27 protein-coding genes and 1 other RNA gene are annotated in these 24,312 nt (G+C 51.0%); 11 read left to right on the top strand and 17 right to left on the bottom strand.

All coding sequences use genetic code 11. The features are described from left to right. Positions 1-78: 78 nt before the first annotated feature. Entirely contained in the window at positions 79-765 is a 687-nt protein-coding gene (locus HMY34_RS18295) for an iron-containing redox enzyme family protein (RefSeq protein ID WP_202716849.1), read from the top strand. A 47-nt stretch (positions 766-812) separates the two neighbouring features. On the opposite strand, the gene HMY34_RS18290 is transcribed toward HMY34_RS18295, so the two are convergent. The 5 genes from HMY34_RS18290 to HMY34_RS18270 all read right to left on the bottom strand — a co-directional run bounded on the left by HMY34_RS18290 (position 813) and on the right by HMY34_RS18270 (position 4,873). Continuing rightward, positions 813-1,490, bottom strand: a complete 678-nt coding sequence (locus HMY34_RS18290) for a hypothetical protein (RefSeq protein WP_202716848.1) — start codon at positions 1,488-1,490, stop codon at positions 813-815. A gap of 258 nt (positions 1,491-1,748) precedes the next feature. Further along, positions 1,749-2,735 (bottom strand): Lcl domain-containing protein, encoded by a 987-nt coding sequence (locus HMY34_RS18285; RefSeq protein WP_202716847.1) that lies wholly within the window; start codon positions 2,733-2,735, stop codon positions 1,749-1,751. Positions 2,736-2,894: 159 nt separating this feature from the next. Continuing rightward, positions 2,895-4,196 carry an adenosylmethionine--8-amino-7-oxononanoate transaminase gene (bioA, locus tag HMY34_RS18280; RefSeq protein ID WP_202716846.1) on the bottom strand — a complete coding sequence of 434 codons (1,302 nt, stop codon included), beginning with the start codon at positions 4,194-4,196 and terminating at the stop codon, positions 2,895-2,897. A gap of 4 nt (positions 4,197-4,200) precedes the next feature. Further along, positions 4,201-4,413, bottom strand: coding sequence for a hypothetical protein (locus HMY34_RS18275; protein ID WP_228287914.1), 213 nt, complete (start codon positions 4,411-4,413; stop codon positions 4,201-4,203). Next, entirely contained in the window at positions 4,400-4,873 is a 474-nt protein-coding gene (locus HMY34_RS18270) for a PIN domain-containing protein (protein ID WP_202716845.1), read from the bottom strand. The genes HMY34_RS18275 and HMY34_RS18270 overlap by 14 nt, the downstream gene beginning before the upstream one ends. Positions 4,874-5,166: 293 nt before the next feature. On the opposite strand from HMY34_RS18270, the gene HMY34_RS18265 reads away from it, so the two are divergent. Continuing rightward, positions 5,167-5,778 (top strand): lytic transglycosylase domain-containing protein, encoded by a 612-nt coding sequence (locus HMY34_RS18265; protein ID WP_202716844.1) that lies wholly within the window; start codon positions 5,167-5,169, stop codon positions 5,776-5,778. On the opposite strand, the gene HMY34_RS18260 is transcribed toward HMY34_RS18265, so the two are convergent. Beyond that, complete coding sequence (locus HMY34_RS18260; protein ID WP_202716843.1) at positions 5,775-6,380, bottom strand: 2OG-Fe(II) oxygenase; 606 nt, start codon at positions 6,378-6,380, stop codon at positions 5,775-5,777. The genes HMY34_RS18265 and HMY34_RS18260 overlap by 4 nt on opposite strands. After that, positions 6,377-7,591 carry a 2-octaprenyl-6-methoxyphenyl hydroxylase gene (gene ubiH, locus HMY34_RS18255; RefSeq protein WP_202716842.1) on the bottom strand — a complete coding sequence of 405 codons (1,215 nt, stop codon included), beginning with the start codon at positions 7,589-7,591 and terminating at the stop codon, positions 6,377-6,379. Before ubiH ends, HMY34_RS18260 begins: the two co-directional genes overlap by 4 nt. 249 nt (positions 7,592-7,840) lie before the next feature. On the opposite strand from ubiH, the gene HMY34_RS18250 reads away from it, so the two are divergent. The 3 genes from HMY34_RS18250 (at position 7,841) to HMY34_RS18240 (ending at position 12,374) form a co-directional block, all read left to right on the top strand. Beyond that, the gene (locus HMY34_RS18250) at positions 7,841-9,700 is read left to right on the top strand and encodes a gluzincin family metallopeptidase (RefSeq protein ID WP_202716841.1); all 1,860 of its coding nucleotides are present in this window, start codon (positions 7,841-7,843) and stop codon (positions 9,698-9,700) included. 123 nt (positions 9,701-9,823) lie between these two features. Beyond that, on the top strand, positions 9,824-10,921 hold the full coding sequence (locus HMY34_RS18245; protein ID WP_202716840.1) for an ATP-binding protein: 1,098 nt from the start codon (positions 9,824-9,826) through the stop codon (positions 10,919-10,921). A 64-nt stretch (positions 10,922-10,985) separates the two neighbouring features. Continuing rightward, on the top strand, positions 10,986-12,374 hold the full coding sequence (locus HMY34_RS18240) for an ATP-binding protein (protein WP_202716839.1): 1,389 nt from the start codon (positions 10,986-10,988) through the stop codon (positions 12,372-12,374). On the opposite strand, the gene pepP is transcribed toward HMY34_RS18240, so the two are convergent. After that, the gene (gene pepP, locus HMY34_RS18235) at positions 12,371-13,723 is read right to left on the bottom strand and encodes a Xaa-Pro aminopeptidase (protein ID WP_202716838.1); all 1,353 of its coding nucleotides are present in this window, start codon (positions 13,721-13,723) and stop codon (positions 12,371-12,373) included. The genes HMY34_RS18240 and pepP overlap by 4 nt on opposite strands. Positions 13,724-13,733: 10 nt before the next feature. Next, on the bottom strand, positions 13,734-14,288 hold the full coding sequence (locus tag HMY34_RS18230; protein WP_202716837.1) for a UPF0149 family protein: 555 nt from the start codon (positions 14,286-14,288) through the stop codon (positions 13,734-13,736). Positions 14,289-14,362: 74 nt separating this feature from the next. Between HMY34_RS18230 and HMY34_RS18225 the strand changes: the two genes are divergently transcribed. The 4 genes from HMY34_RS18225 to HMY34_RS18210 all read left to right on the top strand — a co-directional run bounded on the left by HMY34_RS18225 (position 14,363) and on the right by HMY34_RS18210 (position 15,739). Next, entirely contained in the window at positions 14,363-14,602 is a 240-nt protein-coding gene (locus tag HMY34_RS18225; protein WP_093069067.1) for a hypothetical protein, read from the top strand. Between the two features lie 5 nt (positions 14,603-14,607). Next, positions 14,608-14,916: a cell division protein ZapA gene (locus HMY34_RS18220; RefSeq protein ID WP_202716836.1), complete on the top strand. Its 309-nt coding sequence runs from the start codon at positions 14,608-14,610 to the stop codon at positions 14,914-14,916. Positions 14,917-14,970: 54 nt separating this feature from the next. Further along, a non-coding RNA gene (gene ssrS / locus HMY34_RS18215) (6S RNA) lies at positions 14,971-15,149 on the top strand. A gap of 110 nt (positions 15,150-15,259) precedes the next feature. Further along, positions 15,260-15,739, top strand: a complete 480-nt coding sequence (locus HMY34_RS18210) for a DsrE family protein (protein WP_228287913.1) — start codon at positions 15,260-15,262, stop codon at positions 15,737-15,739. Here the strand turns inward: HMY34_RS18210 and HMY34_RS18205 are convergent. After that, positions 15,729-16,142, bottom strand: a complete 414-nt coding sequence (locus HMY34_RS18205; protein WP_202716835.1) for a sirohydrochlorin chelatase — start codon at positions 16,140-16,142, stop codon at positions 15,729-15,731. The genes HMY34_RS18210 and HMY34_RS18205 overlap by 11 nt on opposite strands. 84 nt (positions 16,143-16,226) lie before the next feature. Here HMY34_RS18205 and HMY34_RS18200 point away from each other — a divergent pair, with 84 nt between their 5' ends. Together HMY34_RS18200 and HMY34_RS18195 are read left to right on the top strand one after the other, a co-directional pair. After that, positions 16,227-17,303: a DesA family fatty acid desaturase gene (locus tag HMY34_RS18200; RefSeq protein ID WP_202716834.1), complete on the top strand. Its 1,077-nt coding sequence runs from the start codon at positions 16,227-16,229 to the stop codon at positions 17,301-17,303. A gap of 13 nt (positions 17,304-17,316) precedes the next feature. Next, entirely contained in the window at positions 17,317-17,907 is a 591-nt protein-coding gene (locus HMY34_RS18195; RefSeq protein WP_202716833.1) for an NUDIX hydrolase, read from the top strand. A 233-nt stretch (positions 17,908-18,140) separates the two neighbouring features. Here the strand turns inward: HMY34_RS18195 and HMY34_RS18190 are convergent, their stop codons facing one another. The 7 genes from HMY34_RS18190 to lnt all read right to left on the bottom strand — a co-directional run bounded on the left by HMY34_RS18190 (position 18,141) and on the right by lnt (position 24,283). Further along, positions 18,141-18,884: an amino acid ABC transporter ATP-binding protein gene (locus HMY34_RS18190; protein ID WP_443080445.1), complete on the bottom strand. Its 744-nt coding sequence runs from the start codon at positions 18,882-18,884 to the stop codon at positions 18,141-18,143. Then, positions 18,884-19,936, bottom strand: a complete 1,053-nt coding sequence (locus HMY34_RS18185) for an amino acid ABC transporter permease (RefSeq protein ID WP_202716832.1) — start codon at positions 19,934-19,936, stop codon at positions 18,884-18,886. The genes HMY34_RS18190 and HMY34_RS18185 overlap by 1 nt, the downstream gene beginning before the upstream one ends. 11 nt (positions 19,937-19,947) lie before the next feature. Then, on the bottom strand, positions 19,948-20,121 hold the full coding sequence (locus HMY34_RS18180) for a hypothetical protein (RefSeq protein WP_202716831.1): 174 nt from the start codon (positions 20,119-20,121) through the stop codon (positions 19,948-19,950). 1 nt (position 20,122) lies between these two features. Continuing rightward, on the bottom strand, positions 20,123-20,593 hold the full coding sequence (locus HMY34_RS18175) for a type II toxin-antitoxin system VapC family toxin (protein ID WP_202716830.1): 471 nt from the start codon (positions 20,591-20,593) through the stop codon (positions 20,123-20,125). Positions 20,594-20,719: 126 nt separating this feature from the next. Further along, positions 20,720-21,673 carry an amino acid ABC transporter permease gene (locus HMY34_RS18170; protein ID WP_202719248.1) on the bottom strand — a complete coding sequence of 318 codons (954 nt, stop codon included), beginning with the start codon at positions 21,671-21,673 and terminating at the stop codon, positions 20,720-20,722. Between the two features lie 8 nt (positions 21,674-21,681). Beyond that, complete coding sequence (locus HMY34_RS18165; RefSeq protein WP_202716829.1) at positions 21,682-22,713, bottom strand: amino acid ABC transporter substrate-binding protein; 1,032 nt, start codon at positions 22,711-22,713, stop codon at positions 21,682-21,684. A gap of 10 nt (positions 22,714-22,723) precedes the next feature. Then, a complete protein-coding gene (gene lnt / locus HMY34_RS18160; protein ID WP_202716828.1) occupies positions 22,724-24,283 on the bottom strand; it encodes an apolipoprotein N-acyltransferase in 1,560 nt (519 codons plus the stop codon). Positions 24,284-24,312: the final 29 nt, after the last annotated feature.

The raw sequence follows: 24,312 nt of genomic DNA, 5'->3' as shown, positions 1-24,312 counted from the left end.
AAACTTATGGAAAATTCGGCTTTGCCGCACACTGCTGCTACAGTTACGCAACTCCCCCATTTTAGAAGGCACTCGCACATGAACGCACCTGTTTTCCTGCAAGAACTCAAAGAACGGGTCAATAACCACCCGTTCCTGCGCCATCCGTTCCTGCAACAGTTTTCGACACAAGCGCTGACGTTTCAACAAGCCCGCACCTTCGCGCTATTGTATTACCCGCATATTTTGCGCACCCGCTTGTATCAGGCGAATGCGCTGGGCGTGACCCCCGATGAGCGCATTCAAGCGGTGCTGGCGGATATTTTGTACGACGAATACGGCAATGGCGACCCGTCAAAATCACACATGGAAGTTTACCGCAAGCTGCTACGCGCCGTGGATTGCAGCCCGGAAGAGATTGCCAACCCGCCAATCACGCCCGAACAGCAAGGTTACATTGACACCATGATGCGCCTTACCCAAGGCACTGACTGGCTGGCAGCCGTCGGGGTGGCAGGCATTGCCGGTGAATGGCCGATTCCACCGTATTACCGCCTGTTACTGACTGGCTTGCGTACTGTACCGGGCTTGGATGATGATGCGCTTGAATTGTTTGTCGGGCATATCGAGCTGGATATTGAACACTCGCGCATGATTGAAGAAGCCATTATGCCGCATTTGGAAACCCGCGAAGGGCAAGATTCTTTATGGCGCGGCATTAGTCTCAACCTGAATGCGCGAATCGTGCAATTAAATGGGTTGCAGCGCGAAGTATTTGGTAAATAAGCCGCTACAGCCGTTAATACCGTAGCGGTCGGTGGCCTATTAATGGATTATTGCGGCGGCATAAAAGGAATGGCTGGCACGGCTAATGCGTCAACAGTCGTTGAATCAACGGTTTTCGTATTGCGTACAGCTTGATTCGCTTCAGCGGCAATATTCCCCGGCATACACAAGCGGATATAACCTTGCAACGCATTAAAAGCACTAATGCGATTGGTGTATTGGTTGAAATCCAAATCTTTAACGTATTGCTGTTGCGCGGTGTGCACAACACTGCGCACGGCAGAAGCTTCTAACCCCGCCAGCGGATCTTGATTCAAGGTATTAAAACCAACACTGGTAGCGCCAAAAGCGGCGGCTGTCAGCGCTAAGTCGCGAGCGCTGGCATCCGTAATGCCCATGACCCCGTTAGTGAACGTACCAACCTGACCCAGCAAATTGCTATCACGTTGCCGACCTTGCTTCGCCCAATCCACTGCTTCTAAATAGTTTTCGCATTTTTGATTGGAATACTGCACGCCAGCCATAATGACTTGACCCCATTCATCGATTGTTGCCGGTTGTTCGGGGAGACCCGCTAAACTCAATAAGGCTTGATACACGGCTTCTTGATTAGCGGCATAATCCGCAATGTCACCGGCATTGAGTGCTGTGCTCGTCGTATTACTATTCAAAGCACGCATATTATCCAAAGATGAACAGCCTGCTAACCCTGATAAGCTGATCATGAGTAAACCAGTAATACGTTTTATTGATTGGCACTGTTTATTATCCATAAACTTAATATCCTTATTAATCAGTAATGAAATTAACCTCGCGCATTATTTATAGCACAGTCTTCAGCATTACTTTTAACAGATTGAATAAGATGATACTGGATTTGATTTATCAGCCTAATAGATTTATTTTCACAAAATAGTGTTGGAGTCTGGACTAAACCTTTAACTCCAACACCTTTTTCATCAAAATTATTGCTTACTTAATTATTAATAGCTAACCGCCAATACTCGGCACTGAAAATCATAATCCGACATGTTCACTTTTAAAGCATCCAGCAAATCAGCCCCTTCAGGGATCTCCATGCCAAAATGAATGCCTTGGTAATGACCGGGGTTTGATTTCGCAATGCAGTAAGGCAAATCCGTATTAAAGTTCGGGAAAGCCGCCAAGTTAATATGCGGTGGTTCAGATTGCGGCTCGCCTACGCCACTCATTTGAGCGTCAGTCGGTAAATGCCAATCAGTTTTACCGCAGACGCCATAAGTATTTAAAGCTTCTATGTACGACATTGGATTACACGCATAAACCCCCGTACAAGGGTATTCAGTCCCTGCTGGCGTCAAACCAGAGGAGCCGTCGTATTGATAGCGCCAATCTTTATCACGCAAGCCACCATCGTTGGTTTTGACTTCCCAGATTAAGCCCGTTTTGGTATCCAGAATACAACTCCACGTATCGGCATCTGCTGGTAATTCACCACCATTAACGTCCAATTTAACAAACAAGGAAGGGAAGCCAGTGCTGCCAGTGCCAATACCATCGCTACCCGTTGTGCCGCCTGTACCCGTGCCATCACTACCCGTTGTGCCGCCTGTACCCGTGCCATCACCACCCGTTGTGCCACCCGTGCCAGTGCCATCACCTCCGGTTGTGCCGCCTGTATCAGTGCCATCACCACCCGTTGTTCCGCCCGTGCCAGTGCCTGAGCTACCACCAGCAATCGTGCCACCCGTGCCGTTGTCTGTTGTACCGGTTGAACCCGTGCCGGTAGTATTGCTGGTGCTAGGGTCAGCACTCGCAGTCGCTACCACTGTTCCTGCACCATTACTATCACCCGTTTCAGATGCACCATTATTATTACTGCTGCAAGCACCCAATATTGTTGATAACAATACACTGGATACGGCAATACTAATTTTCTTAACGGTTAATCCATCATTATTGAGCTGGCTATAGATAGAAATAATTGGCATAAACAATCTCCCGTCGCTTTATCGAGTTAATATTAATATTCAAAAATATTATAAACTCAATCTTATTTAGAAATATAGCAGCAAAGCTCTAATATATTATCCAATTTAATTATTAATAAATCTAAAAAACTAATTAAATGCAATCTCAATATATAAATTTTATAGAGAGTTTAAGCCTTCCAGTATTACGTCATAAGCCTGTTTCAGCTCCGCTTCGGTCACACAATACGGCGGCAACACATACACCACATTCCCCAACGGGCGTAATAATAAGCCGCGCTCATGGAAAAAGGCTTTGAGTTGCGCCCCAATTGCCGAGGTATAACCCGCATCCTCTGTCACCACGTCGAACGCTGCAACCGTTCCCGTGACCCGCACGCGCTGCACCAACGGATGCCTTGCCAAGGTTGCCAGCCCTTGCCGTTGCCAGCGTTCGATTCGCGGCAATTTTGCCAGCGTCTGTTCATCGGCAAATACTTGTAAGGATGCCAACGCTGCCGCACAACCCAAGGAATTCGCGGTGAAAGAATGCCCATGCACCAACGCCCGATCAAAGCTTTCCCCCAAAAATGCCGCGTAAATGGCTTCGCTGGCTACTGTCACCGACATGGGCAAAAACCCCGCTGTCAGCCCTTTCGACAGGCAAATAATATCCGGTGTCACTTGCGCTTTGAGGGAGGCGAACATATCACCCGTGCGCCCAAAACCCGTCATTACTTCATCAAAAATCAGTAAGATACCGGCTTTACGCAAACGCGCGGCTAAGGCTTGCAAAAATTCGGGGCGGCACATGCGCATCCCGGCGGAACCTTGCACCAACGGCTCCATGATAACGGCTGCGAGGGTTTCGCCGTGGTCAGCAAGGTAAGCGTCAAGCTGTGCTAAGGCGGCTTGCTCTTTGGCGGCTACAGCCGTATCGCCATCCCACGTTTCGGGGAAGGGTAACAAACCGACTTCAAACAACAGGCTACCGTAAGTGTCAAAAAACCCGCAACCTTTACCCGCCGACATCGCCCCTACTGTGTCGCCATGATAGCCGCCTTCAAAGGCGAGGAAACGGGTACGCTGAGTTTCGCCGTGATTGCGCCAATATTGCAGTGCCATTTTCAACGCCACTTCCACCGCTGTTGAACCGTCATCACTGAAAAACACGCGGGTAAGGCCAACCGGCAAGCGTTGCACCAGTTCGTGTGCCAGTTGCGCGGCGGGTTGGTGCGTGAATCCGGCGAAAATCACCTGTTCCAGCGTGTGCGCTTGGCGGGCAATGGCGGCGGCAATCGTGGGGTGGGCGTGTCCGTGGATATTCACCCACCATGAGGAAATCAGGTCGAGGAATTCGCGCCCGTCTTCGGCGTAAAGGCGGATACCCTGCGCGGATGCAATCGGAATGGGATCGGGCGCGGTTTGGGCTTGCGTGAAAGGATGCCAGACGTGGCGGCGGTCGAGGTCAAGAATGTTCATACATTTAATGTGATTTTTGTTCCTGTTCACGCATTTTTCGCGCTTTAGCCGCCAGCGAAGCCACCGTTTCGCCTTCCCACTGATTTCTGCGCCAACGAGTGTAATCGAAACGCTCCCGATTGATTAGAGAAATAAAACGTTCGGCATCAACTTCGCCCAAATGTCGAAACAAAAGCTGAATGCCTTGAGTACGAACTTCATTATCAGTTTTCATCATCTAAATCCCCCAAATGTCGGAGAAACTCAACAGGGTCAAACACTTTGATACGCTGTTCATCACGCAACTTGCGTAAAACGAACTTATCTGTTGTCAGAAAATAGGCAGCACCAGCATGGATAGCACTAGCAACATGCAATGCATCCATAGCTTTGATTCCAATGACCTGTAATGTTTCCGCTAATGCCTCTACTTCTACAGTCGTGGGTATGTCATGTTTTGCAAACTGCCGCCAATCCCTGATGATATTACACCGTTCCCTGTCAGGGTTAGCATCATTTTCTAAATCAAGGATAGCCGACCACACCAGAGCAAACGCACCATCCCGAATCCCTTGCTGAACAAACAGCTTCGCTTCCGTCTGCAAGTGAATGAGCAGTTGGCTTTGATCATCGAACGGTCGATTAAAACAGCAAATATCAAGGTAAATTATCATTGCAACACCTAACTTGTTTTTCATACAAATTCGGAAATCTGCCGAGTATCCGAATTATCCACAGTGTATGTTTTTTCCATTAGCAGAGGAACATGAAGGTATGAACTTAAAACACGTATGTACAAAACAACCCCATATCGAGATAATTTCATAGTAAATATTACGTTTCGCAGAATTTTCATAGCGAATAATTGCATTAGGGCGCAGAGCACCCACACCCGAAAATACGCACACCGCGCACAAACCCTGTCCCCCACCAACGTTCTAGGATAGAATCCCCAACGTGTCTTTACTAAAGTAGTGTGTACAATTTGCTTATGAAAACAAAACAGTTCATCGCGCAGCTCGCTGTGTGCGTTGCGTTGCTGGGTGTGTCAACCAGCAGTCTTGCCGGGTCGTGTGATAAACAACATGTGAATGTGATTCACCAACAAGCACAACCTTATCAACACGTTATTAACCAAGCGGCCATCAAATACCGGGTTAACCCCGCCCTAATCAAAGCCGTTATCACCGCCGAAAGTTGCTTCCGCAATGATGCACAATCACACAAAGGCGCAGGCGGTTTAATGCAATTAATCCCCGCTACCGCGAAACGCTTTGGGGTGAACGACCGCTTTAACCCGGCAGAAAACATTGACGGTGGCACGCGCTATTTGCGTTGGTTATTAAACCGTTACAATGGCAGCATCCCGCACGCGATTGCCGCTTATAACGCCGGTGAAGGCCGGGTTGACCGCTACGGCGCGAACGTCCCCATCGCTGAAACTGCCGTATACACCCGACGGGTACTCAACGCCTACGGCAAATTAGCCAGTAACGGCAACCGCCCCAAAGCCCGCGTCGTGCAACCACAACTCATTCAAGTCAAACATGTCGTCAAAAAACCAGAGCCACGCTTCAAATGGGATGAGTTCGGCGACAATTAAACCGTATCCCCACGGCGGCGCAGCCACCCGGTCAAGCTAAAGCGCTCCCGCGTCGCCGGGAGCACTTCGTGCCAAAACACTTCGCTGCGGAATAACGCCAACTGCCCAGCATGGGGAAATATATCCACGTATTCCCCCGTCGCATCATCACTGGTGTACAAGCGCAATTGCCCGCCATCCGTTTCCGCCCATGCCTCGTTCAAATACAGCACCGCGCTAATAATCCGTGCTGACGTACCCCGAAAATTATCCAGATGCTGCTGATAACACGCCCCCGGCGAATACACCGCCAAATGCGCCTCAAACTCCGCCAATCCCAAATACAACGCCTGATTCAAATTCACTCGCAAGCTTTCAATAAAACCTTGATAATCCGCCAATGCGCCCGTCTCAGCCTGCTCCAACCACAACACCTCATCCCCGCGAATCGCTTCATTCACCTTCAAGCCTTGCCTACGTCCAATCCCCGCTGCGTGAAACGCACCCGCTGCCCGATTTGCCTGCGCTTGCTCACGCAATTCACGGCACTGCGCCACTGACAGTAAATCTGGCAATACCACCCAGCCGTGTTCGACCAAGCCATCCACTACCGCATCCATCATACCCGCAACCCTAAACCCCGCGATAACCGCGCTTGCTGATGATTCAAGCCCATGCTTTGGCGCGTAATCCACTGCCGCAACGCCGGTATCCGATCCACCGCCAACAAGCCCCCGGCACGCGCATGACCCAACGGCGCAAAATCGTTAGAAAACACCCGCACCAGTGTATCGGTATAGCGCACGACCGCCGCGTAATCCGGCTGCCGCCGCTGCTCATACGCACTCAGCAACGCCGCATTGCCGGGGTCTGCACCCGTTTGCGCCGCCTCTGCCAGCAAATCCGCCAAGGTTGCCACATCGCGCAAGCCAAGATTCAAGCCCTGCCCCGCCACCGGATGCAGCGCGTGGGAGGCATTACCAATCAACACCGCCCGCCCTGCCACTTCGCACACCGATTTCTGCAACACCAACGGGTAAGCAGAGCGCTGCCCTACCCTGACAAATTCGCCCTGCCGATAACCAAATTCCGCCTGGAGTTTGCGCAAGAATGCTGCGTCATCCAATGCCATCGTAGCCGCCACATCCGCATCATCGTGTGTCCACACCAGCGAATAGCGCCCTTGCGTCAACGGCAACAATGCCAGCGGGCCATGCGGGGTAAAACGTTCGTAAGCGGTGTGGCGATGCGGTTCTGCCGTGGTGACATTCGCAATGACCGCCGTCTGCTGGTATTCACGCCGCGTCACCGCAATGCCCAGCATCTCGCGCACGTTAGAATTCACCCCATCCGACACCACCAGCAAACGGGTTCGCAACGCATCCACCACGCCATCGCGCTCGATACGCACCGTCACGCCATCTGCATCCTGTTCCACCGCAAACACACTGGCGGGAACGTATTGCGCGATTTCACTCGTCGCCAATTCGTCGTACAGCAAGCGCCCCAATACCCGACTTTCCACTACATAACCCAAGGCAGGCACACGCGCTTGCGCCGCTGACAAACGGGTTGCGCCAAAATGCCCGCGATCCGAAATATGGATGTGCTGAATCGCTTCCACCCCCGAATGCAGCTTATTCCACAAGCCCATTCCCTGATACAAGCGGCTCGAACCATACGCCAGCGCAATCGAACGGTCGTCGTAACTGGGCTGTTCTGCCGCCCCAAAAGGAAAGGCTTCGATCAAACCGATTGTTAACTTGAGGGGCTGAAGTGCCACGGCTAAACTTGCCCCTACCATCCCGCCGCCGACGATCAAAATATCAAACATGGTGCTGCTCACTGGCTGAAATCGTACTGCCATCCTTGAACAAAGCAGACACGCTGTCAAGCAACCCCCAACTTACCCAAAACCACCTATACTCTAAGCAAAGAGGCAACACGATAAGCTCTCATATCCCGGCAGAGGGGCTGCGGAAAAATACCTTGTTCAAGTGATTACTGACTTACGTGTGGATACGTAAGCTCCAGTTTGTAACGCCATCACGTAATCAACCTAAAGAGCGAGAGGAAGCACACCATGACCACCAAACCTATGGGTATGTTACTGCAAGACCCATCCCTGCCTGATTTGTACCAAGACTACGAATTCCCCATTGACAGCGATTTTCTCGCGGGCATGGGATCGAGCAAATTTACCATCCGCGATAACGACCTGTATGACATGCCGCTGTATCAAGGGTTAGATTGGGCAAATGCCGATCTCTCCTTTGCCGCACTCAATAGAAAAGGCAATTTCATTGACAACCCACAGTTCCACCAAGTCAACACCTTCGCCGTCGCCGCTTACTCGCTGGACTTAGTAGAGGCAGCCATTGGGCGCGAAATGAAGTGGAAACACGGCGCTCCCTTGGTGTTGCGCCCCCATGCTTTCAGCGATGCGAATGCGTTTTACGACCCGATGTCACCGTCACTCAATTTTGGGTCGTTCACCTCCCCATTCCGCCGCGCCCCGGTGTGGACATGCTTATCCCACGACATCGTGTCCCATGAATTGGGTCACGCCATCCTCGATTCCTTCCGCCCCTTGTATGTGTATTCGGAAGAAGTCGATACCGGTGCGTTACACGAATCCGTCGGCGATTTAATGGCGATGTTTACCGCGCTCAGTCACAAACCGGTGGTAGAACAATTATTCCGCGAATCCGGCGGCGACATGATGAACCCCAGCCTTGCCAGCGGCTTGGCAGAAGAATTCGGTATCGGCTTGTGGGGCGTCAGTTTCCCCTTCCTGCGCTCTGCCCTGAATGGTCCCAGCTATGACATGGCACCGTTTGAAATTCATGATCGCTCCACGGTGTGGACGGCTGCCATTTACGAGATTCTCGCCACCTTGGTAGCAGAAGCGCTGACTCCTACGGTAAAAGCCACCTTGGAAAATGCACCCGCCACGCACAAACCCCAAGCGCAAATGCATTCAATGCGCCAGATGACGATTCAGCAACAAGATCCGGCATTCGAGGACTATTACACCGAATCCGCTAATCGCAGTGATTTCGACGCCTTTTTCGAGGCCATCGTCTCTGCCAGCACCCGCGTCAAAGGCATGATGTTACGGGCGTTGCAAGACATTCCCCCGACTGGCGTGACGCTGCTGACCTTGGCACGGGTGCTGTACAACGCCGATGCTCGTCTGTTCCCGGATGACCCACACCCGCGTGAACTGGCTAAAGAAGTATTCCAACGCCGCATGATGTGGCAGGAAGAAATCGACATCAACGCCCCCGGCATTGGTACGCGCTTCGAGGAAGCTTTCCATACCGGCAATACCGCGCTAATGAAAGCCGTGTATGAAAACGCCGATGCGCTGCGCATCCCCATGAGTGAAGGCGCACGCATTCTCGCCCCCCGCATTAGCACCGTCACCCGTACCATCGACGCGGCGAAGGAACAACGCGGCACTGGTAGCAAAACCGTGACCGAACGTTACCTGTATTACACCTATGAAATGCAGTACGAATCCTGCTACATCACCCCGAATGGCGAAATTGCTATGGGCATGGTGTCAATTTACAAGGGAGGCACATTGGTCATGGACGAAAACTGGAATGACATCCAACTCACCACCGACCCGGATTTGTGGATTTACCCTGAAGAAGGCACTGGCGAAGGAGCCACACCCCCTGAACCTGCTGGCGTGCGTGCCGTCAATATGGCAAAACAGCGTTTCGTTAAAACTCACCGCCAATCACTGCGGGCATTCCGTGACGGACTGGTACGGGCGGATGGTAAGTTGCCTAGCGGTCAAGTCGCCCTGCCCTTCAAAGTGACACGCTTATCCAGCGGCGCAAATGTCCTCATCCGTAATCGCTGCAACTTGGGTGAGCACCTGATGGGTGTGGCGGGTAAACACGCACACTTCCCATTTGATGTGGATTAATCCGGTTTTAGATTGGCTATTATGCTAAAACAGCCTACTATTCAGAAATATACTTTCTGATAGTAGGCTGTTTTTCATGAATACAGACACCATAAAAGCCATTCTCAGCGAACAAAACCCCCATTGGTACGGCGAAACCTACACGGCAGCGCCTCGCACCCAACGCGCAACCTTGAACAGCCCTGGTTTATTGAACACCGCCACCATACGGCTTACTTAAACACCTTGTATGACACCTACCTGCAATTGACCAACCCACAGGGAAAAGTCTACGTCTTCCTTGGCGAAGTACAGTTTTTCACCAACTGGCAAGTATTTGTGAAAAGCAAATACGCAAATACCCACATAAAATTTATCCTAACTGGCTCGAATTCTTCGCTGCTTTCCAACGATTTGAACACACTGTTAAGCGGGCGTAGCCTCAATATTCATCTGGATACGTTTTCATTTCACGAATATTTGAATTACCTCGGTATTGACCACGCCGATGCCTTGAGCCTGAGCAAATACCGCATCGACATCAACCGTGCTTTCGACGCCTATTTGCAATGGGGGGGGTTTTACGAAGTGTTCACCGCACCCACTCCAGCGATTCGGCAAGCCCTGTTACTCAGTTATGCGCAAAATATTCTCTACCAAGACATTGTGCCTCGCCACCAAATACGCAACGCCACCACCTTGGAACACCTGTTTTACTACCTGATGACGAATGCTACTCGCGAAGTGAATTACACCACCCTCAGCCAAACGTTTGGTATCAGCGATAAAACCATCCGCGATTATCTGGGCTATTTTGAAGAAACCTTTCTACTCAAACGCATTGACCGTTTTCATTACAAACCCAAAGAACGCATCAAATCCCAGAAAAAACTGTACGCTCTCGATAACGGCTTCCTGCAAACCGCGACCAAGCCGAGCCGTAATCTTGGGCAAGCCTTGGAAAATCTGGTGTGCATTACCTTGAATCAACGCACACGGCACGTCAGTTACTTGCGTGATACTTACGAAGTGGATTTTTTCGACGGTGAAACGCTGTATCAGGTTTGCTATACGCTGGAAGAGGACAAAACCCGCCAGCGAGAAACCCGCGCACTGGAACACTTTGGCGCACAAATGCAAAAGCCGGGGGTTATTCTCACGTCTGAAGCGTGGATCGGGGGTGAGAACACCATCGGAACGCCGGTGAAAACCTGGCTATTACAGGAAAATCATCCACTTTAATGCAAAACAAACCTCAAAATAGTACACTTTAATGCAATTGATGCAATAAAGCCGTGCCACAACCATGTTCAACCGCCAAGCTGTCACCGACATTATTCAGTGGTATCAACAACCCCAACGCAAACCGCTGGTTATCCGTGGCGCACGTCAAGTGGGCAAAACCACCGCCGTGCGCATGGCGGGTAAACAACTGGGCGTTAATGTTATCGAAATCAATCTGGAACGCCATACGGAGCTGGATGCTCTGTTTCGTCGCTACCAACTGGACGAGTTACTGTTCAACTTTTCGTTAATCACGGGTGAAACCATCGCCCCCGAAAAACCGCTCATCCTGTTTCTGGATGAAGCCCAAGCAACCCCTGCCGCCTATTCCTGCCTGCGCTACTTCTGGGAAGACATGCCACAACTGGCGGTCATCCTCACGGGTTCATTGCTTGATCAGGTGTTAAACAACTACCAACTGCCTAGCCCTGTCGGACGCATCGAACCCTATTTCATGGGGGCATTACGCTTTGACGAATTCCTGCAAGCCATCGGAGCAGACAAAGAATGTCGCGCTCTTGACATGCTGACTACCGCCAATATGCACCTGATTCCCGACAGTTTGCACGAAAAACTGTTGGGTTTGGTACGCCGCTACACCCTGACAGGCGGAATGCCTCACTGCATTCAACTTGGGCTAGACACGCACTTTAACCATGCCGACATCCTCAAATACCAAACGGCGTTGCTGCAAACTTATCGGGATGATTTCGCCAAATATCGCGGTTCCCAATCCGCTCTGACCCTCAATGCACTGTTCAATGGGATTTTAGGGCAAATAGGGCAACAATTTTCCCACAAACAAGCGCAAGAAATCGCCCAACAATCCAGTGGTGACAACCGCCAATTGAATACGGCAATTGAACACTTTCAAGCAGCACGTTTGTTTTACCGCGTTTTACACAGCCATGCAGAGGCTGTCCCTTTGGGGGCAGAAACCAAAATCCGTATCAGCAAATTCTTGTTTCTTGACATTGGGCTACTGCTGGCGGCACAAAACATTCCCGCCCAAAACATCATGCACGCTCCGCTAGAATTAACGAATCGTGGTTTATTGGCTGAGCAATTCGTTGGGCAACAATTGCTCTACGCCAAACCCGCTTACGTCAACCCCGAACTGTATTACTGGCAGCCCCCCAAAGCAGAAGGGCAAGCCGAAATCGACTTTCTGTTTACCGTGGGTAATGAAATTATTCCCGTGGAAGTCAAAGCAGGCAGCTCCGGTACGATCAAATCCCTGCACACATTCGTCATCAAAAAGCAGGCCAACCGCGCCATCCGCATCAGTTCCGCCAAACCATCGGTGGATAAGCTGGAAGCCAAACTCATCCAGCAAACCCGCCCCTTCCAATTGTTTAACATTCCTTTTTATCTGGTCAATCACTTGGAACAATTGCTGACAAGCGCTTAACCTGCCATCAATGCTTCAATAGCCGCGATTTCCTTGACCACATCACGGCTTAATACGTCGTTGCCGTCGGCGGTAATTAGCACATCATCCTCAATCCGAATCCCAATATTCCACCACTGCGGGTCGACATTATCGGCGGGGGAAATGTACAGCCCCGGCTCTACCGTCAACACCATGCCCGGTTGTAATTTGCGCCATTCCTCGCCGTGCTTGTAATCGCCCACGTCGTGGACATCCATTCCCAGCCAATGCCCGGTTTTGTGCATGTAAAACTGGCGGTAAGGCTCTTCTGGAGCGGGTTCTTCAAGATTCGTCACCTCAGGCTTTTTCAACACCTCTTCCAGCGTACCACTCAATATGCCCAAATCGAGTAATCCTTGCGCCAACACCTTCACCGCTGCTTGGTGCGGGTCATCCCACGTATTGCCCGGAATCGCGACAGCAATCGCGGCTTGTTGCGCATCCAGCACCAATTGATACAACGCTCGTTGCGCGGGGCTAAATTTGCCATTCACCGGAAACGTGCGGGTAATATCGCTGGCGTAGCATTCGTGTTCTGCGCCCGCATCAATCAGCAGCAAATCACCGTCATGCAACACCTCACGGTTTTCGATGTAGTGCAAAATACAGGCATTTTTACCGCCGCCCACAATCGAGGTATACGCGGGTTCCATGCCCATGCGCCGGAATTCGTGCAACAATTCGGCTTCGACTTCGTACTCGTACATCCCCGGCTGACAGACTTGCATCGCTCGTGTATGCGCCCGTGCAGCGGTTTGCGCGGCATAACGCATTACCGCCACTTCTGCCGCTGATTTAAACAGGCGCATTTCGTGCAGAATCCGATCCAACATCACAATGCTGTGCGGCGCACGTATCCCCGCCCGCGCTCTGGCACGCAAGTGATTCACCCAACGAATCAGATGCAAATCAAACCCAGGGTTTGCGCCCAAATCGTAATGCACTTGGTCACGCCCGATCAGCAATTCCGGCATCAGCTTGTTTAAGTCACCAATCGGGTGCGCATCTTCCGCGCCATGCCAATGTTTTGCGCCCTCTAAACCGGCGCGAGTACCTGACCAGCGTTCCGCTAATTCGTTTTTTTCACGGCAAAACAGCACGTATTCGCCTTCTTCGCGCCCCGGCACAAATACCGCCACTGCCTCCGGCTCGTTAAAACCCGTCAAGTAGTGGAAATCGCTGTCTTGTCGAAACGGGTATTCCGCATCACGGTTGCGCACTTTCAAGCCGCCAGAAGGCACGACTGCCACCGCATCCTGACCTAATTGCGCCAACAACTGCCGCCGCCGTGCCGCGTACTCTTCCTTCGGAATTATCGGTTTTTGCATGATTGTCTCCTCAATGAATGTGTGGCGCTGCTTTCATCGGTTGCAGTTCTTCGTTCATCATCAACACACCGACGCGCAGGTACTCGATAATTTCCGCGAGTGATTCTTCACCCTCTTCCTCGTCTTCCATTTCCAGCTCGCCGGAACTGCCGATGCGTACCACGTCTTCTGCCCATTCACGCGAATCGTCCGGCAAGGTGCGCATGTCTTTCACCCCCGCCAGTGCCAACCCGAAACTGAAGCCCTGACACCAATCCTGCATCGCTTCCACACGGGTTTCCAAGGCATCATCTTCGGGCAAAAATAATTCAAACGCCATGTCTGAATCATTTAATTGCTGGCGGGTCGCAGCAAATAAGTCTTTCAGCAAACTGCGAGCTTCTTGCACATGAAAATCCTGCGGGTTGCCCTCCAACGCCTGCGCCAACCACGTTTCTGGTGGCGTTGCCTGATCAACCACCAATAAACCGCACGCCATCCCATGAATTTCTGCACTCGAAAAATCCACGTTGGCACGCCCTAACGCCCGCTCTACGCCTACATAATCCGGTAATTCACTCTTCAAAATTATCTTCTCCCTGACAAAGCACTATTATGAGATGATTGACGTGGTTTCGCACTCTTTACTACCATTAGCGTATGAATACAAAAGCCCCTGACTTGACACTGCAAACTCAACTGGATGCCATCGAACAACGCATGGAACGTCTATTGAGCCTCATTGAAAAATTGGCGACTGAAAATGCCGACCTAAAAAAGCAAGAAAAAACCCTTGCCCAAGAATGTCAGGCATTGCGCAACCGCCACGACAAAGCCAGCAGTCAATTAGAAGCCCTGATACAGCGCCTGAAAACCCAACCAACCGCAACCGGGGCATAAATCACATGGAAAAAGCTATCCAACCCGTCAATATTCGCATTCTCGACAAAGATTATATGGTTGCCTGCCCCGTGGGTGAACAAGATGCCTTGATTGCTTCTTCACGCCGCGTCGATCGCGAAATGCGCAAAATCCGCGATTCTGGCAAAGTCTTAGGCAGTGACCGCATTGCCGTCATGGTTGCCCTCAATCTTGCCCACGAATTAATGCACGGCAAACACCACCACAATGCAGCAGCCGACCCTGCTACGCTGGAACACCTGCAAAAAATGCAGCAACGTTTGGATGCCACGCTTGATAAGCACAAAGCTTGAGCATTTGTCAATTCTTCCCCTCGCCCAATAATTGTAATAGTATAACTAGCAAGAGCACCTCTGGGGGACTCGTGAGAAGATGGGTATTATCCTTGAGCCTAATTTCTTACCCCGGGAGTGGTTGTAATGATTTGGTGTGCATGACCGCTCGACGGTAAGCCTGAAAAACATTCGCCGCACCCACTTGAACCACTGGTTCAAGGTCGAAGTCTTCCACGATTTTCTGGAGTGTGCTCCTACTTTTTCTCCCGCCATTTTTTACTCCCCTATTCATCGCTATTTTGAGTTTTCTCAAACGCTGTATTGCGCTATAGTGGGCAAACCGTTAGGAGGAAATTAAAACATGAGAGTAAACCCGTTTTTTGCTGCCAGCATGGTAGCAATTGCTTTATTGAGCGTCCCTTTTTCAACTGTCATTGCAGCCGATGCTGTTACCGAAAAAACCAGTGAAAATGAAACCGCTGGTGATGAAACCCATCGCTTGGTGATTCAAGTCAATAAGCGCGAAGAAGATTTTCAAGATCACGTCTTAGCCAATATCGTCAACCTGCAAAAACATTACGGCATGGATAATATCGAAATGGAGGTGGTCGCCTATGGCCCCGGCATTTGGTTAGTCACCGAAAAAAGTGCGTTTCTCAAGCGCGTTGAAAGTCTGATGATGCAAAATGTCACTTTCACCGCTTGCGGCAACACCCTCGACACCGTGGAAGAAAGCAGCGGCACACGCCCCACACTCATTGACGGCATCGAGGAAACCCAAGCAGGCATTGCACGGATTATTGCCCTGCAAGAACAAGGCTGGAGCTACCTTAGCCCGTAATACACGCCGGATACGTGCAGTTAACCCCATTGCACTCACACGCCGTTTGCGCGGACTGCAAAATCAAGCTCGGCATTAAACCCGATACCCCTAAGTAAAGCGCCATACGAATCTTTACTTGGGGGTTTTCACATTGTTTCGCCTGTACCAATTCAGGCACATCCGTTACCACATGCCGACCGGCTGATAGAAAAAATGGCATAATGGTGATTGCCGTTGCGCCTTGGTCAATGCATTGCTGAATACCGTCGGGAATCGACGGCTCTGCCAATTCCAGAAACGCACTGCCCACGTAAGCGTAATCCGCACCAGACTGCTCCCCGACTTTGGCAGCAAGGGCACGAATTTCATCATTCGATTGCACGCGGCGACTGCCGTGCGCCACAATAAGTAAAGCTTGCATCATGAATCCTTGGGTAAACCCTATATCAATAAAGGGCGAATGTAGTAGAGTATCCACTGTCACAACAGAGGAGAGGTAAATAGTATGGGTTTACTCGCAGAACTCAGCGCTTGGCAACTGGTACTGGTCACACTGGGCTTAACACACATTACCATCGCGGCAGTCACTATCTTTTTACACCGCGCCCAAGCACATCGGGCGTTGGATTTGGGAGCTATCCCCGCGCATTTTTTCCGCCTCTGGTTGTGGCTAACCACCGGCATGGTAACACGCGAATGGGTGGCGATTCACCGCAAACACCACGCCAAATGCGAAACCCCCGAAGACCCACACAGCCCACAAATCCGTGGGGTGAATACTGTCCTCTGGAAAGGCGCGTGGCTTTACCACCAAGAAGCCCAAAATCAGGAAACCCTCGAAAAATACGGCAAAGGCACTCCTGATGACTGGCTGGAGCGTCATGTATACGCGCCCTACCCTTGGCTGGGTGTCAGCACCATGCTGGTGATTGATCTGGTACTGTTTGGCTTGCCAGGCATACTCATTTGGGCGGTGCAAATGGTATGGATTCCGTTTTGGGCGGCGGGTGTTATCAACGGTTTGGCGCACTTCTGGGGCTATCGCAATTGGAACACCACCGACGCTTCCACCAACATTTCCCCGATCGGTATTTTAATCGGCGGCGAAGAATTGCATAACAACCACCACGCATTTGCCGCATCCGCACGGCTTTCCAGCCGCTGGTATGAATTCGATATTGGTTGGTTTTACATCCGCATCTTAGAAATGTTGGGCATGGCGAAAGTGCGCAAAGTTGCCCCGCGCATTCGGGTTAATCCCAACAAAATGGCGGTGGACTTTGACACCGTGACCGCTGTGCTCGGCAATCGCTTGCAAGTCCTCTCGCACTTTGCCCAGCAAGTCATCAAACCGGTGACGAAATCGGAATTGCGCCACCAAACTGTACTCGCAGAAAGCCAAGCCTTACAAACCGTGTATTTGTATCAGCAACGCCTGCATCAATTGTGGGAACGCACCACGGTTAGCCAAGAAGCGCGGCTGGAAGCGGTACAAGAGTGGATCAGCAACGCGGAAAAAACCGGCATCGCGGCTCTGGAGCAATTTGCACACCGCCTGCGTGGGTATTCGGTCAGCGCCTAAGGCAGCCAACACCATGAACGCCATTGACAAACTGACCCCAACCGACATTATGCAGCGCTTACAACAACGCGGCGCAGCGACGCATGATGTCGCGCTGGATGCGTGTCGCGAAGCCGGGGTGTTAGTACCGTTTGTGCGCATGGATAATGCTTGGCATTTACTGTTTATTCGCCGCCCCAAGTCGGTGCGCGATTATCACAGTGGGCAAGTCGCTTTTGCTGGGGGCAAACGTGACCCGGAAGATGCCGACCTGACCGCTACCGCTTTGCGCGAAGCACACGAAGAAATCGGTATTTTGCCGCACGATGTGGCTATTCTGGGGCAACTCAGCCCGCATCACAGCGTGAGCCGCTTTCAAATTGTGCCAACCGTTGCCCACGTACCTTGGCCTTATGAACTGATACTTAGCCCGCAAGAAGTCGCCCGCGCGTTCACCATTCCGCTGCATTGGCTGGCACAACCGCAACACCACGAAATACGCTACCGACAGTTAACCGACGTAACAGAACCAATACCGATCGTGTATTTTCAAGAATACGATGGGGAAATTTTATGGGGGGCGACGGCTAGAATCACGCTGTCATTGCTGGCTTGCTTGCAATAGGTATCTTAAAAGATACGCCCACAGCAAGAACACGAGGAGAGAGAGGAGGAGGAGAGAAATCCCTCAATGTCCGTGCGCTGTGGGCGCTTGCAAATGATTCAGAAGCTAGGAGGAGGAGAGAGACCCTGAATCACTTATGTTGCAATGCAATAAATAATAGGGATTTTTACCTAAATGAACAAGCTATAATTTCTCAACGTAATGGTTAGAAAAACTAACCCATTCATTGGCACTCAATGCGCCAATATTTTCGCCAAAAATGCCTGAGTACGCGCATTGCGCGGGCGATTGAAAAAATCGTGCGGGTTATTTTCTTCCACAATCTGCCCAGCATCCATGAAGATCACCCGATCGGCTACCGATTTAGCGAAACCCATTTCGTGGGTTACACACAGCATGGTGATGCCTTGCTCGGCTAATTCGCTCATCACATCCAACACTTCTTTGATCATTTCCGGGTCAAGGGCAGAGGTGGGTTCATCGAAAAGCAGAACTTGTGGGGTCAGGCACAACGCGCGGGCAATCGCAACGCGCTGTTGTTGCCCACCGGACAGTTGCAGCGGGTATTTGTGCGCTTGTTCCGCAATCTGCACGCGCTGTAATTGTGCCATGGCACGTTCTTCCGCATCGATTTTGGAGAGTTTATTCACTTGAATCGGCGCGAGGGTGAGGTTTTCTAACACCGTTAAATGCGGGAACAGGTTGAATTGCTGGAATACCATGCCAACTTTGCGGCGGACTTCGTGCAGCACTTTCACGTCATCGCTGAGTTCCAGCCCATCAACCGTGAGCTTACCTTGCTGGTGTGCTTCCAAGCGGTTAATGCAGCGGATCAGGGTGGATTTGCCGGAACCGGAAGGGCCGCAAATGACAATGCGTTCGCCCTTGCGAACCTGCAAGTCGATGTCGCGCAAGACGTGAAACTGGTTGCCGTACCATTTATTAACTTTGGCGAATTCGATCATGTAATCAGACATTAATGCACCTTCCCCCGATTCACCTGCCGCTCCACCCACTGGCTATAACGTGACAAGCTGAAACAAAACCCAAAATAAATCGCCGCAATAAACAAATACCCTTCCAGCTTATACGCCATCCAATTGGGATCGCTATTTACCGCCAAATCCAACGAACCCGTCAATTCGTATAAACTCACAATCGTCACCAGCGAGGTATCTTTGAAGGTCGAAATGAAATTATTCATAATCCCCGGCACCACCGTTGCCAAGGCTTGTGGCAAAATAATCTTGCGTTGCATCTGCCAATACGTCAGCCCCAACGAGGATGCCGCCTCGTATTGCCCACGCGGAATCGCCTGCAAACCGCCACGAATCACTTCCGCCAAATACGCCGCCGCAAACAAAATCATTGCCACTAAGACGCGCAGCAATACATCAATCGAAAAACCTTCCGGCATGAACAGCGGAAACAGGAACGATGCCATAAACAGCACCGAAATCAATGGCACACCGCGAATCAGTTCCACATAAACCGTGCACAGCGTTCTGATAACTGGCAAAGCCGACATGCGTCCCAATGCCAGAAAAATCGACAACGGAAATGCGCCCACCACCGACAACGATGCCAGCAAAATGGTCAATGGCAAACCACCCCATTGATCCGTTGCCACCACACTCAAGCCGAAAATACCACCATGCATCAGAGCAAAAAATACCGCCAACACCCCAAGCCACAACGCCGCCAACCACGGTTTCCAAAACATCCGCATACAGCTTGCCAACAATAATGCCATCAGCAACAAGGTCGCCGCGAACGGTCGCCACTGCTCTGCAAACGGGTAACGCCCAAAAATAATCACACGGTATTTTTCCGTGACCACGCCCCAGCACGCGCCCGTACCACGCGCTGCGTTGCACTGTTCTGCATCGGCTACCCATATTGCATGATGGATGCCCCAGCCCCACGCATGGGTGAGGGCGTAGAGCAATAACGTTCCCAGCAGCAGCGTCACTGTGCTGTTAAAGACGTTATTGAATAAGTTGGAACGGACTGTGTTTATAAAAGCCATATTGCAGGTTTCTACGCGGCTTGATTATTCACTAGACGCTTAGGCGATAGTTTAACAACCCGACGCAATGATTGGCGTTCTTTGGCTTTCAGGTCGGTAAAAATGGCTCTCAAGTCAAAATTGAAACGAGCAGCATAGGCTTCACGGATGTTGTGGATTTCTTCCACGATAGGATCATTTTTCATCTTAAAACTCCAGCAGTTCTTCTGGTGTGCAAATGACAGGTGGAACTAATCCCATTATCCGGCACATTTGTTCTATCTTAGGGCGCATCACGGCATTGGCAATGTGTTTACAATTCCACGTCAATAAATAATCCATGCCATTGTTGGCGGCTAAAGCAATATGCAGTGCATCCAACAAGGCTTTGTCAGGAAGGAGGTGCATACTGACCAGTTTCTGTGCCAATGCGAGGGCTTCTTCATCCAATGCCAGTGAAGGGATATTGTCTACCGCAGTTAGTCTCCGTTGTGCGGCATCCTCATTACCTTGAGTGATTTCTTGAATAACAACTTCCGAGACATACAAATCGAAACGGTCTTTGTGTTCCCACCATTCTTGGGTGATTTGTTGATGTGCAGCTTTTACCAAATCGCGGCTTGCCCGTGCGGTCAAATAGCTGGGAATAGAGGATTCGATGTATACGCTTGGTTTCATTGCTGCTTAGGAATATTTCATGTTTGACGTTCTGAACACTATGCGGAGAAGTCTGCAGACTGTCAACATCGGAAAAATCGCGTCAGCAGTAGCTGAATATGGAAAATATAGAGCAAGTTTAACAGGTTAACGCTCCTTGATCGCCGCACGACGATTGTAAGCATTCATCAGTAAGGAAGTGAGCAACGAAAGCGTTAAGTAAACCGCCATAATCACCCCGATACACTCCACCGCCCGCCCGGTCTGATTGAGCGAGGTATTCGCAATTGACACCAGTTCAGGGTAGCCCACTGCCACTGCCAGCGAAGAGTTTTTGGTCAGATTCAAATACTGATTGGTCAACGGCGGAATAATCACGCGCAACGCTTGCGGCAACTGAATCAAACGCATGGCTTGCGCCCGACTCAAACCTAACGCCATTGCCGCCTCATGCTGTCCACGCGGCACAGAAGCAATGCCACTGCGCACGATTTCCGCAATATACGACGCCGTATAAATCACCAACCCCAACAATAACGCCAGAAATTCCGGCGAGACATTAATCCCGCCTTTAATGCCAAATCCGGCTTTGACCGGCATATCCCCAAACCAAGGCAAAGTTAAGCCTGCTTTGGTGAGAAACATGCCGAGAAAGGGTTCGGCTTCCCGTGCAGTCGGCAAAAACTCAACCAACAGCAGATACCACATCAACAATTGCAGCAACAACGGCACATTGCGGAAGATTTCCACATACGTCAGGCACAAGCCACGGATCAGGATATTCTGGGAGAAGCGCCCTACCCCCAGCAATACACCGAGAATCGTGGTGAGAATAATGCCAATGAGCGCGACTTTAAGGGTGTTACCCAAACCGGTGAGGAAAGCTTTCCAATAAGGTTGTGTCGACTCAAACCCGAACAGGCTTTCGCTAATGTCAAATCCGGCAGGTTGTGACAGGAAACCGAAGCCGCTTTGAATGCCACGGGTGCGCATGTTTTCCAGCGTATTGTCGGCGAGGATGGCAACGCACAGCGCAACCAGTAGCAACGCGGCAATTTGGTAAATCCAGCCGCGTATTTTTTGGTTGCGCCAGAAGGTCATTAACACGTTTAACGAATCGGTGGCGCGTACATAATCCCGCCCTGATTCCACAGCTTATTCAAGCCGCGTTCCAGTTTCAACGGGGAATCTTTACCGACATTACGCTCGAAAATTTCACCATAATTGCCCGTCGCTTTCAGTGCGCGGTAAGCCCATTCCTTATCCAAACCCAGCAACGCTCCCATGTCTTCAGCCGTACCCAAAATACGCTGGATATTGGGGTCATCGCTGGTTTTCTTTTCATCCAAATTCGTTTGGGCAAGCCCGTATTCTTCGCCTTCAATCAGCGCGTTCAATACCCACTTGCTGATCGCAAAAAACTCATCATCACCACGGCGCACCAACGGCCCCAGTGGTTCTTTGGAAATGATTTCCGGCAAAATCATGTGTTCATCGGGATTTTTCGCAATAGTTCGTTCCGCTGCTAACCCTGACGCATCCGTGGTATACGCCTCGCAACGCCCGCTATGGTAAGCCCCCGTGGCAGCTTCATTCTTTTCAAACACCAGCGGTTTAATGTCCAACTTGTTGGCGCGGGCAAAATCGGTCAGATTCTTTTCAGTCGTCGTGCCGGACTGCACGCATACCGTCGCGCCATCCAGTTCCTTAGCACTGGCAACCTTCAGCTCTTTTTTCACCATGAAACCTTGCCCGTCGTAATAAATCATGCCGACAAAGTTTGCCCCCAGCGACGCATCACGGGTCAATGTCCAGGTCGTATTACGTGACAAGATGTCGATTTCGCCGGATTGCAATGCGGTAAAACGTTGTTGTGCATTCAAGGGGACGTATTTCACCTTGCTGGCATCGCCCAACACCGCTGCTGCGAGTGCTTTGCAATAATCCACGTCCATCCCACTCCACTTGCCTTCGCTATCGGCAGAGGAAAAACCAGCCAGTGCCACGTTCACACCGCACACCAATTGACCACGGGACTTGATGGTATCCAAGGTTTTGCCCGCCTGAGCAGGCAAACTGAGCATGACCGCCGTACACAGGGTAACGCCCGCCAAAGCACGCGCAAGAGTAGTTGTTAGCATCGGTGTTCCTCTATGAATAAAATTTGCCGCGCAACAATAGCAACGGAACACCTAACAGTATAAACATCAATGGAATAATCAGCCAGTTTCCAACCTGCACATAAGGGGTTACGCCTTGCATCGGTGTGGCGTAACCACTGATCACCGTGGCAATGCGCGGTTCTGCCGTGGCGGTCACTTTGCCTTTATCATCAATAATCGCGCTGACACCGTTATTGGTAGCCCGTAACAAATAGCGCCCGGTTTCCAACGCCCGCATCCGCGCAATTTCCGCGTGTTGTGCCGGCTCAATCGAGCCAGTGAACCAGCCATCATTACTGACATTCACCAGCATGGTCGCTTGCGGCAATCCGGCAATCATTTCTTCGGCATACGCATCTTCGTAACACACCGACATGCGCATCGGCTGCCCGGCAACGGTGAGGGTATTCGTGCCTTCCCACGCCGTCACATTGTCATACGGCAATTTAACGATATGTTCCAAAAAGCGCAGGTATTTCAACAACGGAATGTATTCACTAAACGGCACAAGGTGTTGCTTCGCGTACACATGCTCACCCGTATTGGCGGAAACTTCCACATCACGCTCACCACCCACCACCATCACCGCGTTATACACCGCCTCGGTGTCGCGATTAATGTGGAAACCACCAACCAACACATCAACTTTTGCCTCACGCGCCCAATCTTGTAACGGTAACATCACGTCGTCGGATTGCTGAAAAGAATCCGCCAACGCGGTTTCCGGCCAAATCACCAGGTGAGAAGATTCGACATTCGGGTACTTATCCCCATCCATTAAATCCAAATACGCTTGGATATTGTCATTGCGGAATTCGCGTGACCACTTGGTCAACTGATCAACATTGCCTTGCAACATACTGACAAATAACGGCTCTCCTGCGGGTTCTGTCCAACGAATCTGCCCCAAACCAAAACCACCCGCCACCGTGACCACCGCTAATACGCTGGCAATCAACCGTTCACGCAAGGTTCCCAGCACCAGCAAAACCAATGCACCCGCGCCCACCGCGACCAGCCAACTGACGCCCAACACACCCGTGATTGGCGCGTAATGTGCCAACCACGTATCAATCTGGCTGCTACCCAATTGTAACCAGGGAAACCCCGTTAAAAACCAACCACGAAACCATTCGGTCAACACCCAAATCGCCGGAAATGCCACCAGTAAACGCACCGCTTGCGGCAAATGCGCGGTATACGCCGCCAACCAGCCAAATACCAGCAGCAACAGCGCCATGATCACCACAAAAATTGCCACCATTAAGCCAGCAATCAGGGAATTTGCCCCGCCAAAAAAGTGGATACTGACATAAATCCAGTGCGCACCTCCGGCAAACATCCCCACCCCAAATACCCACGCCAACCACAAACGTTGCTTGGTCGGCAACGCTTTTAGATTCAGCCAAAACAATACGGCGGGGGCAAAAAAGGCAAACACACGCCACTCAAGCGGCGCGAACGCCAAGGCCATTGATGCACCTGCCAGCAAAGCCAGCAGGTAATCAATTTTTGAAAGGGATTCACGAGAATTACGAAAAGACAGCATGATTGGAATATCCAGCACAGCAAAATGTG

It is taken from the genome of Thiothrix subterranea (assembly GCF_016772315.1).
GTDB classification, from domain to species: domain Bacteria; phylum Pseudomonadota; class Gammaproteobacteria; order Thiotrichales; family Thiotrichaceae; genus Thiothrix; species Thiothrix subterranea.
Note: the sequence above shows the minus strand (reverse complement) of the source record. Positions and strands in the feature narration are given on the sequence as shown.

What these genes read in the sequence shown, in the direction of transcription:
- HMY34_RS18295 (WP_202716849.1), top strand. Translation starts at nt 79, where the DNA reads ATGAACGCACCTGTTTTCCTGCAAGAACTCAAAGAACGGGTCAATAAC.
- HMY34_RS18290 (WP_202716848.1), bottom strand. Translation starts at nt 1,490, where the DNA reads ATGATCAGCTTATCAGGGTTAGCAGGCTGTTCATCTTTGGATAATATG.
- HMY34_RS18285 (WP_202716847.1), bottom strand. Translation starts at nt 2,735, where the DNA reads ATGCCAATTATTTCTATCTATAGCCAGCTCAATAATGATGGATTAACC.
- bioA (WP_202716846.1), bottom strand. Translation starts at nt 4,196, where the DNA reads ATGAACATTCTTGACCTCGACCGCCGCCACGTCTGGCATCCTTTCACG.
- HMY34_RS18275 (WP_228287914.1), bottom strand. Translation starts at nt 4,413, where the DNA reads ATGATGAAAACTGATAATGAAGTTCGTACTCAAGGCATTCAGCTTTTG.
- HMY34_RS18270 (WP_202716845.1), bottom strand. Translation starts at nt 4,873, where the DNA reads ATGAAAAACAAGTTAGGTGTTGCAATGATAATTTACCTTGATATTTGC.
- HMY34_RS18265 (WP_202716844.1), top strand. Translation starts at nt 5,167, where the DNA reads ATGAAAACAAAACAGTTCATCGCGCAGCTCGCTGTGTGCGTTGCGTTG.
- HMY34_RS18260 (WP_202716843.1), bottom strand. Translation starts at nt 6,380, where the DNA reads ATGATGGATGCGGTAGTGGATGGCTTGGTCGAACACGGCTGGGTGGTA.
- ubiH (WP_202716842.1), bottom strand. Translation starts at nt 7,591, where the DNA reads ATGTTTGATATTTTGATCGTCGGCGGCGGGATGGTAGGGGCAAGTTTA.
- HMY34_RS18250 (WP_202716841.1), top strand. Translation starts at nt 7,841, where the DNA reads ATGACCACCAAACCTATGGGTATGTTACTGCAAGACCCATCCCTGCCT.
- HMY34_RS18240 (WP_202716839.1), top strand. Translation starts at nt 10,986, where the DNA reads ATGTTCAACCGCCAAGCTGTCACCGACATTATTCAGTGGTATCAACAA.
- pepP (WP_202716838.1), bottom strand. Translation starts at nt 13,723, where the DNA reads ATGCAAAAACCGATAATTCCGAAGGAAGAGTACGCGGCACGGCGGCGG.
- HMY34_RS18225 (WP_093069067.1), top strand. Translation starts at nt 14,363, where the DNA reads ATGAATACAAAAGCCCCTGACTTGACACTGCAAACTCAACTGGATGCC.
- HMY34_RS18220 (WP_202716836.1), top strand. Translation starts at nt 14,608, where the DNA reads ATGGAAAAAGCTATCCAACCCGTCAATATTCGCATTCTCGACAAAGAT.
- HMY34_RS18210 (WP_228287913.1), top strand. Translation starts at nt 15,260, where the DNA reads ATGAGAGTAAACCCGTTTTTTGCTGCCAGCATGGTAGCAATTGCTTTA.
- HMY34_RS18205 (WP_202716835.1), bottom strand. Translation starts at nt 16,142, where the DNA reads ATGCAAGCTTTACTTATTGTGGCGCACGGCAGTCGCCGCGTGCAATCG.
- HMY34_RS18200 (WP_202716834.1), top strand. Translation starts at nt 16,227, where the DNA reads ATGGGTTTACTCGCAGAACTCAGCGCTTGGCAACTGGTACTGGTCACA.
- HMY34_RS18195 (WP_202716833.1), top strand. Translation starts at nt 17,317, where the DNA reads ATGAACGCCATTGACAAACTGACCCCAACCGACATTATGCAGCGCTTA.
- HMY34_RS18190 (WP_443080445.1), bottom strand. Translation starts at nt 18,884, where the DNA reads ATGTCTGATTACATGATCGAATTCGCCAAAGTTAATAAATGGTACGGC.
- HMY34_RS18185 (WP_202716832.1), bottom strand. Translation starts at nt 19,936, where the DNA reads ATGGCTTTTATAAACACAGTCCGTTCCAACTTATTCAATAACGTCTTT.
- HMY34_RS18180 (WP_202716831.1), bottom strand. Translation starts at nt 20,121, where the DNA reads ATGAAAAATGATCCTATCGTGGAAGAAATCCACAACATCCGTGAAGCC.
- HMY34_RS18175 (WP_202716830.1), bottom strand. Translation starts at nt 20,593, where the DNA reads ATGAAACCAAGCGTATACATCGAATCCTCTATTCCCAGCTATTTGACC.
- HMY34_RS18170 (WP_202719248.1), bottom strand. Translation starts at nt 21,673, where the DNA reads ATGACCTTCTGGCGCAACCAAAAAATACGCGGCTGGATTTACCAAATT.
- HMY34_RS18165 (WP_202716829.1), bottom strand. Translation starts at nt 22,713, where the DNA reads ATGCTAACAACTACTCTTGCGCGTGCTTTGGCGGGCGTTACCCTGTGT.
- lnt (WP_202716828.1), bottom strand. Translation starts at nt 24,283, where the DNA reads ATGCTGTCTTTTCGTAATTCTCGTGAATCCCTTTCAAAAATTGATTAC.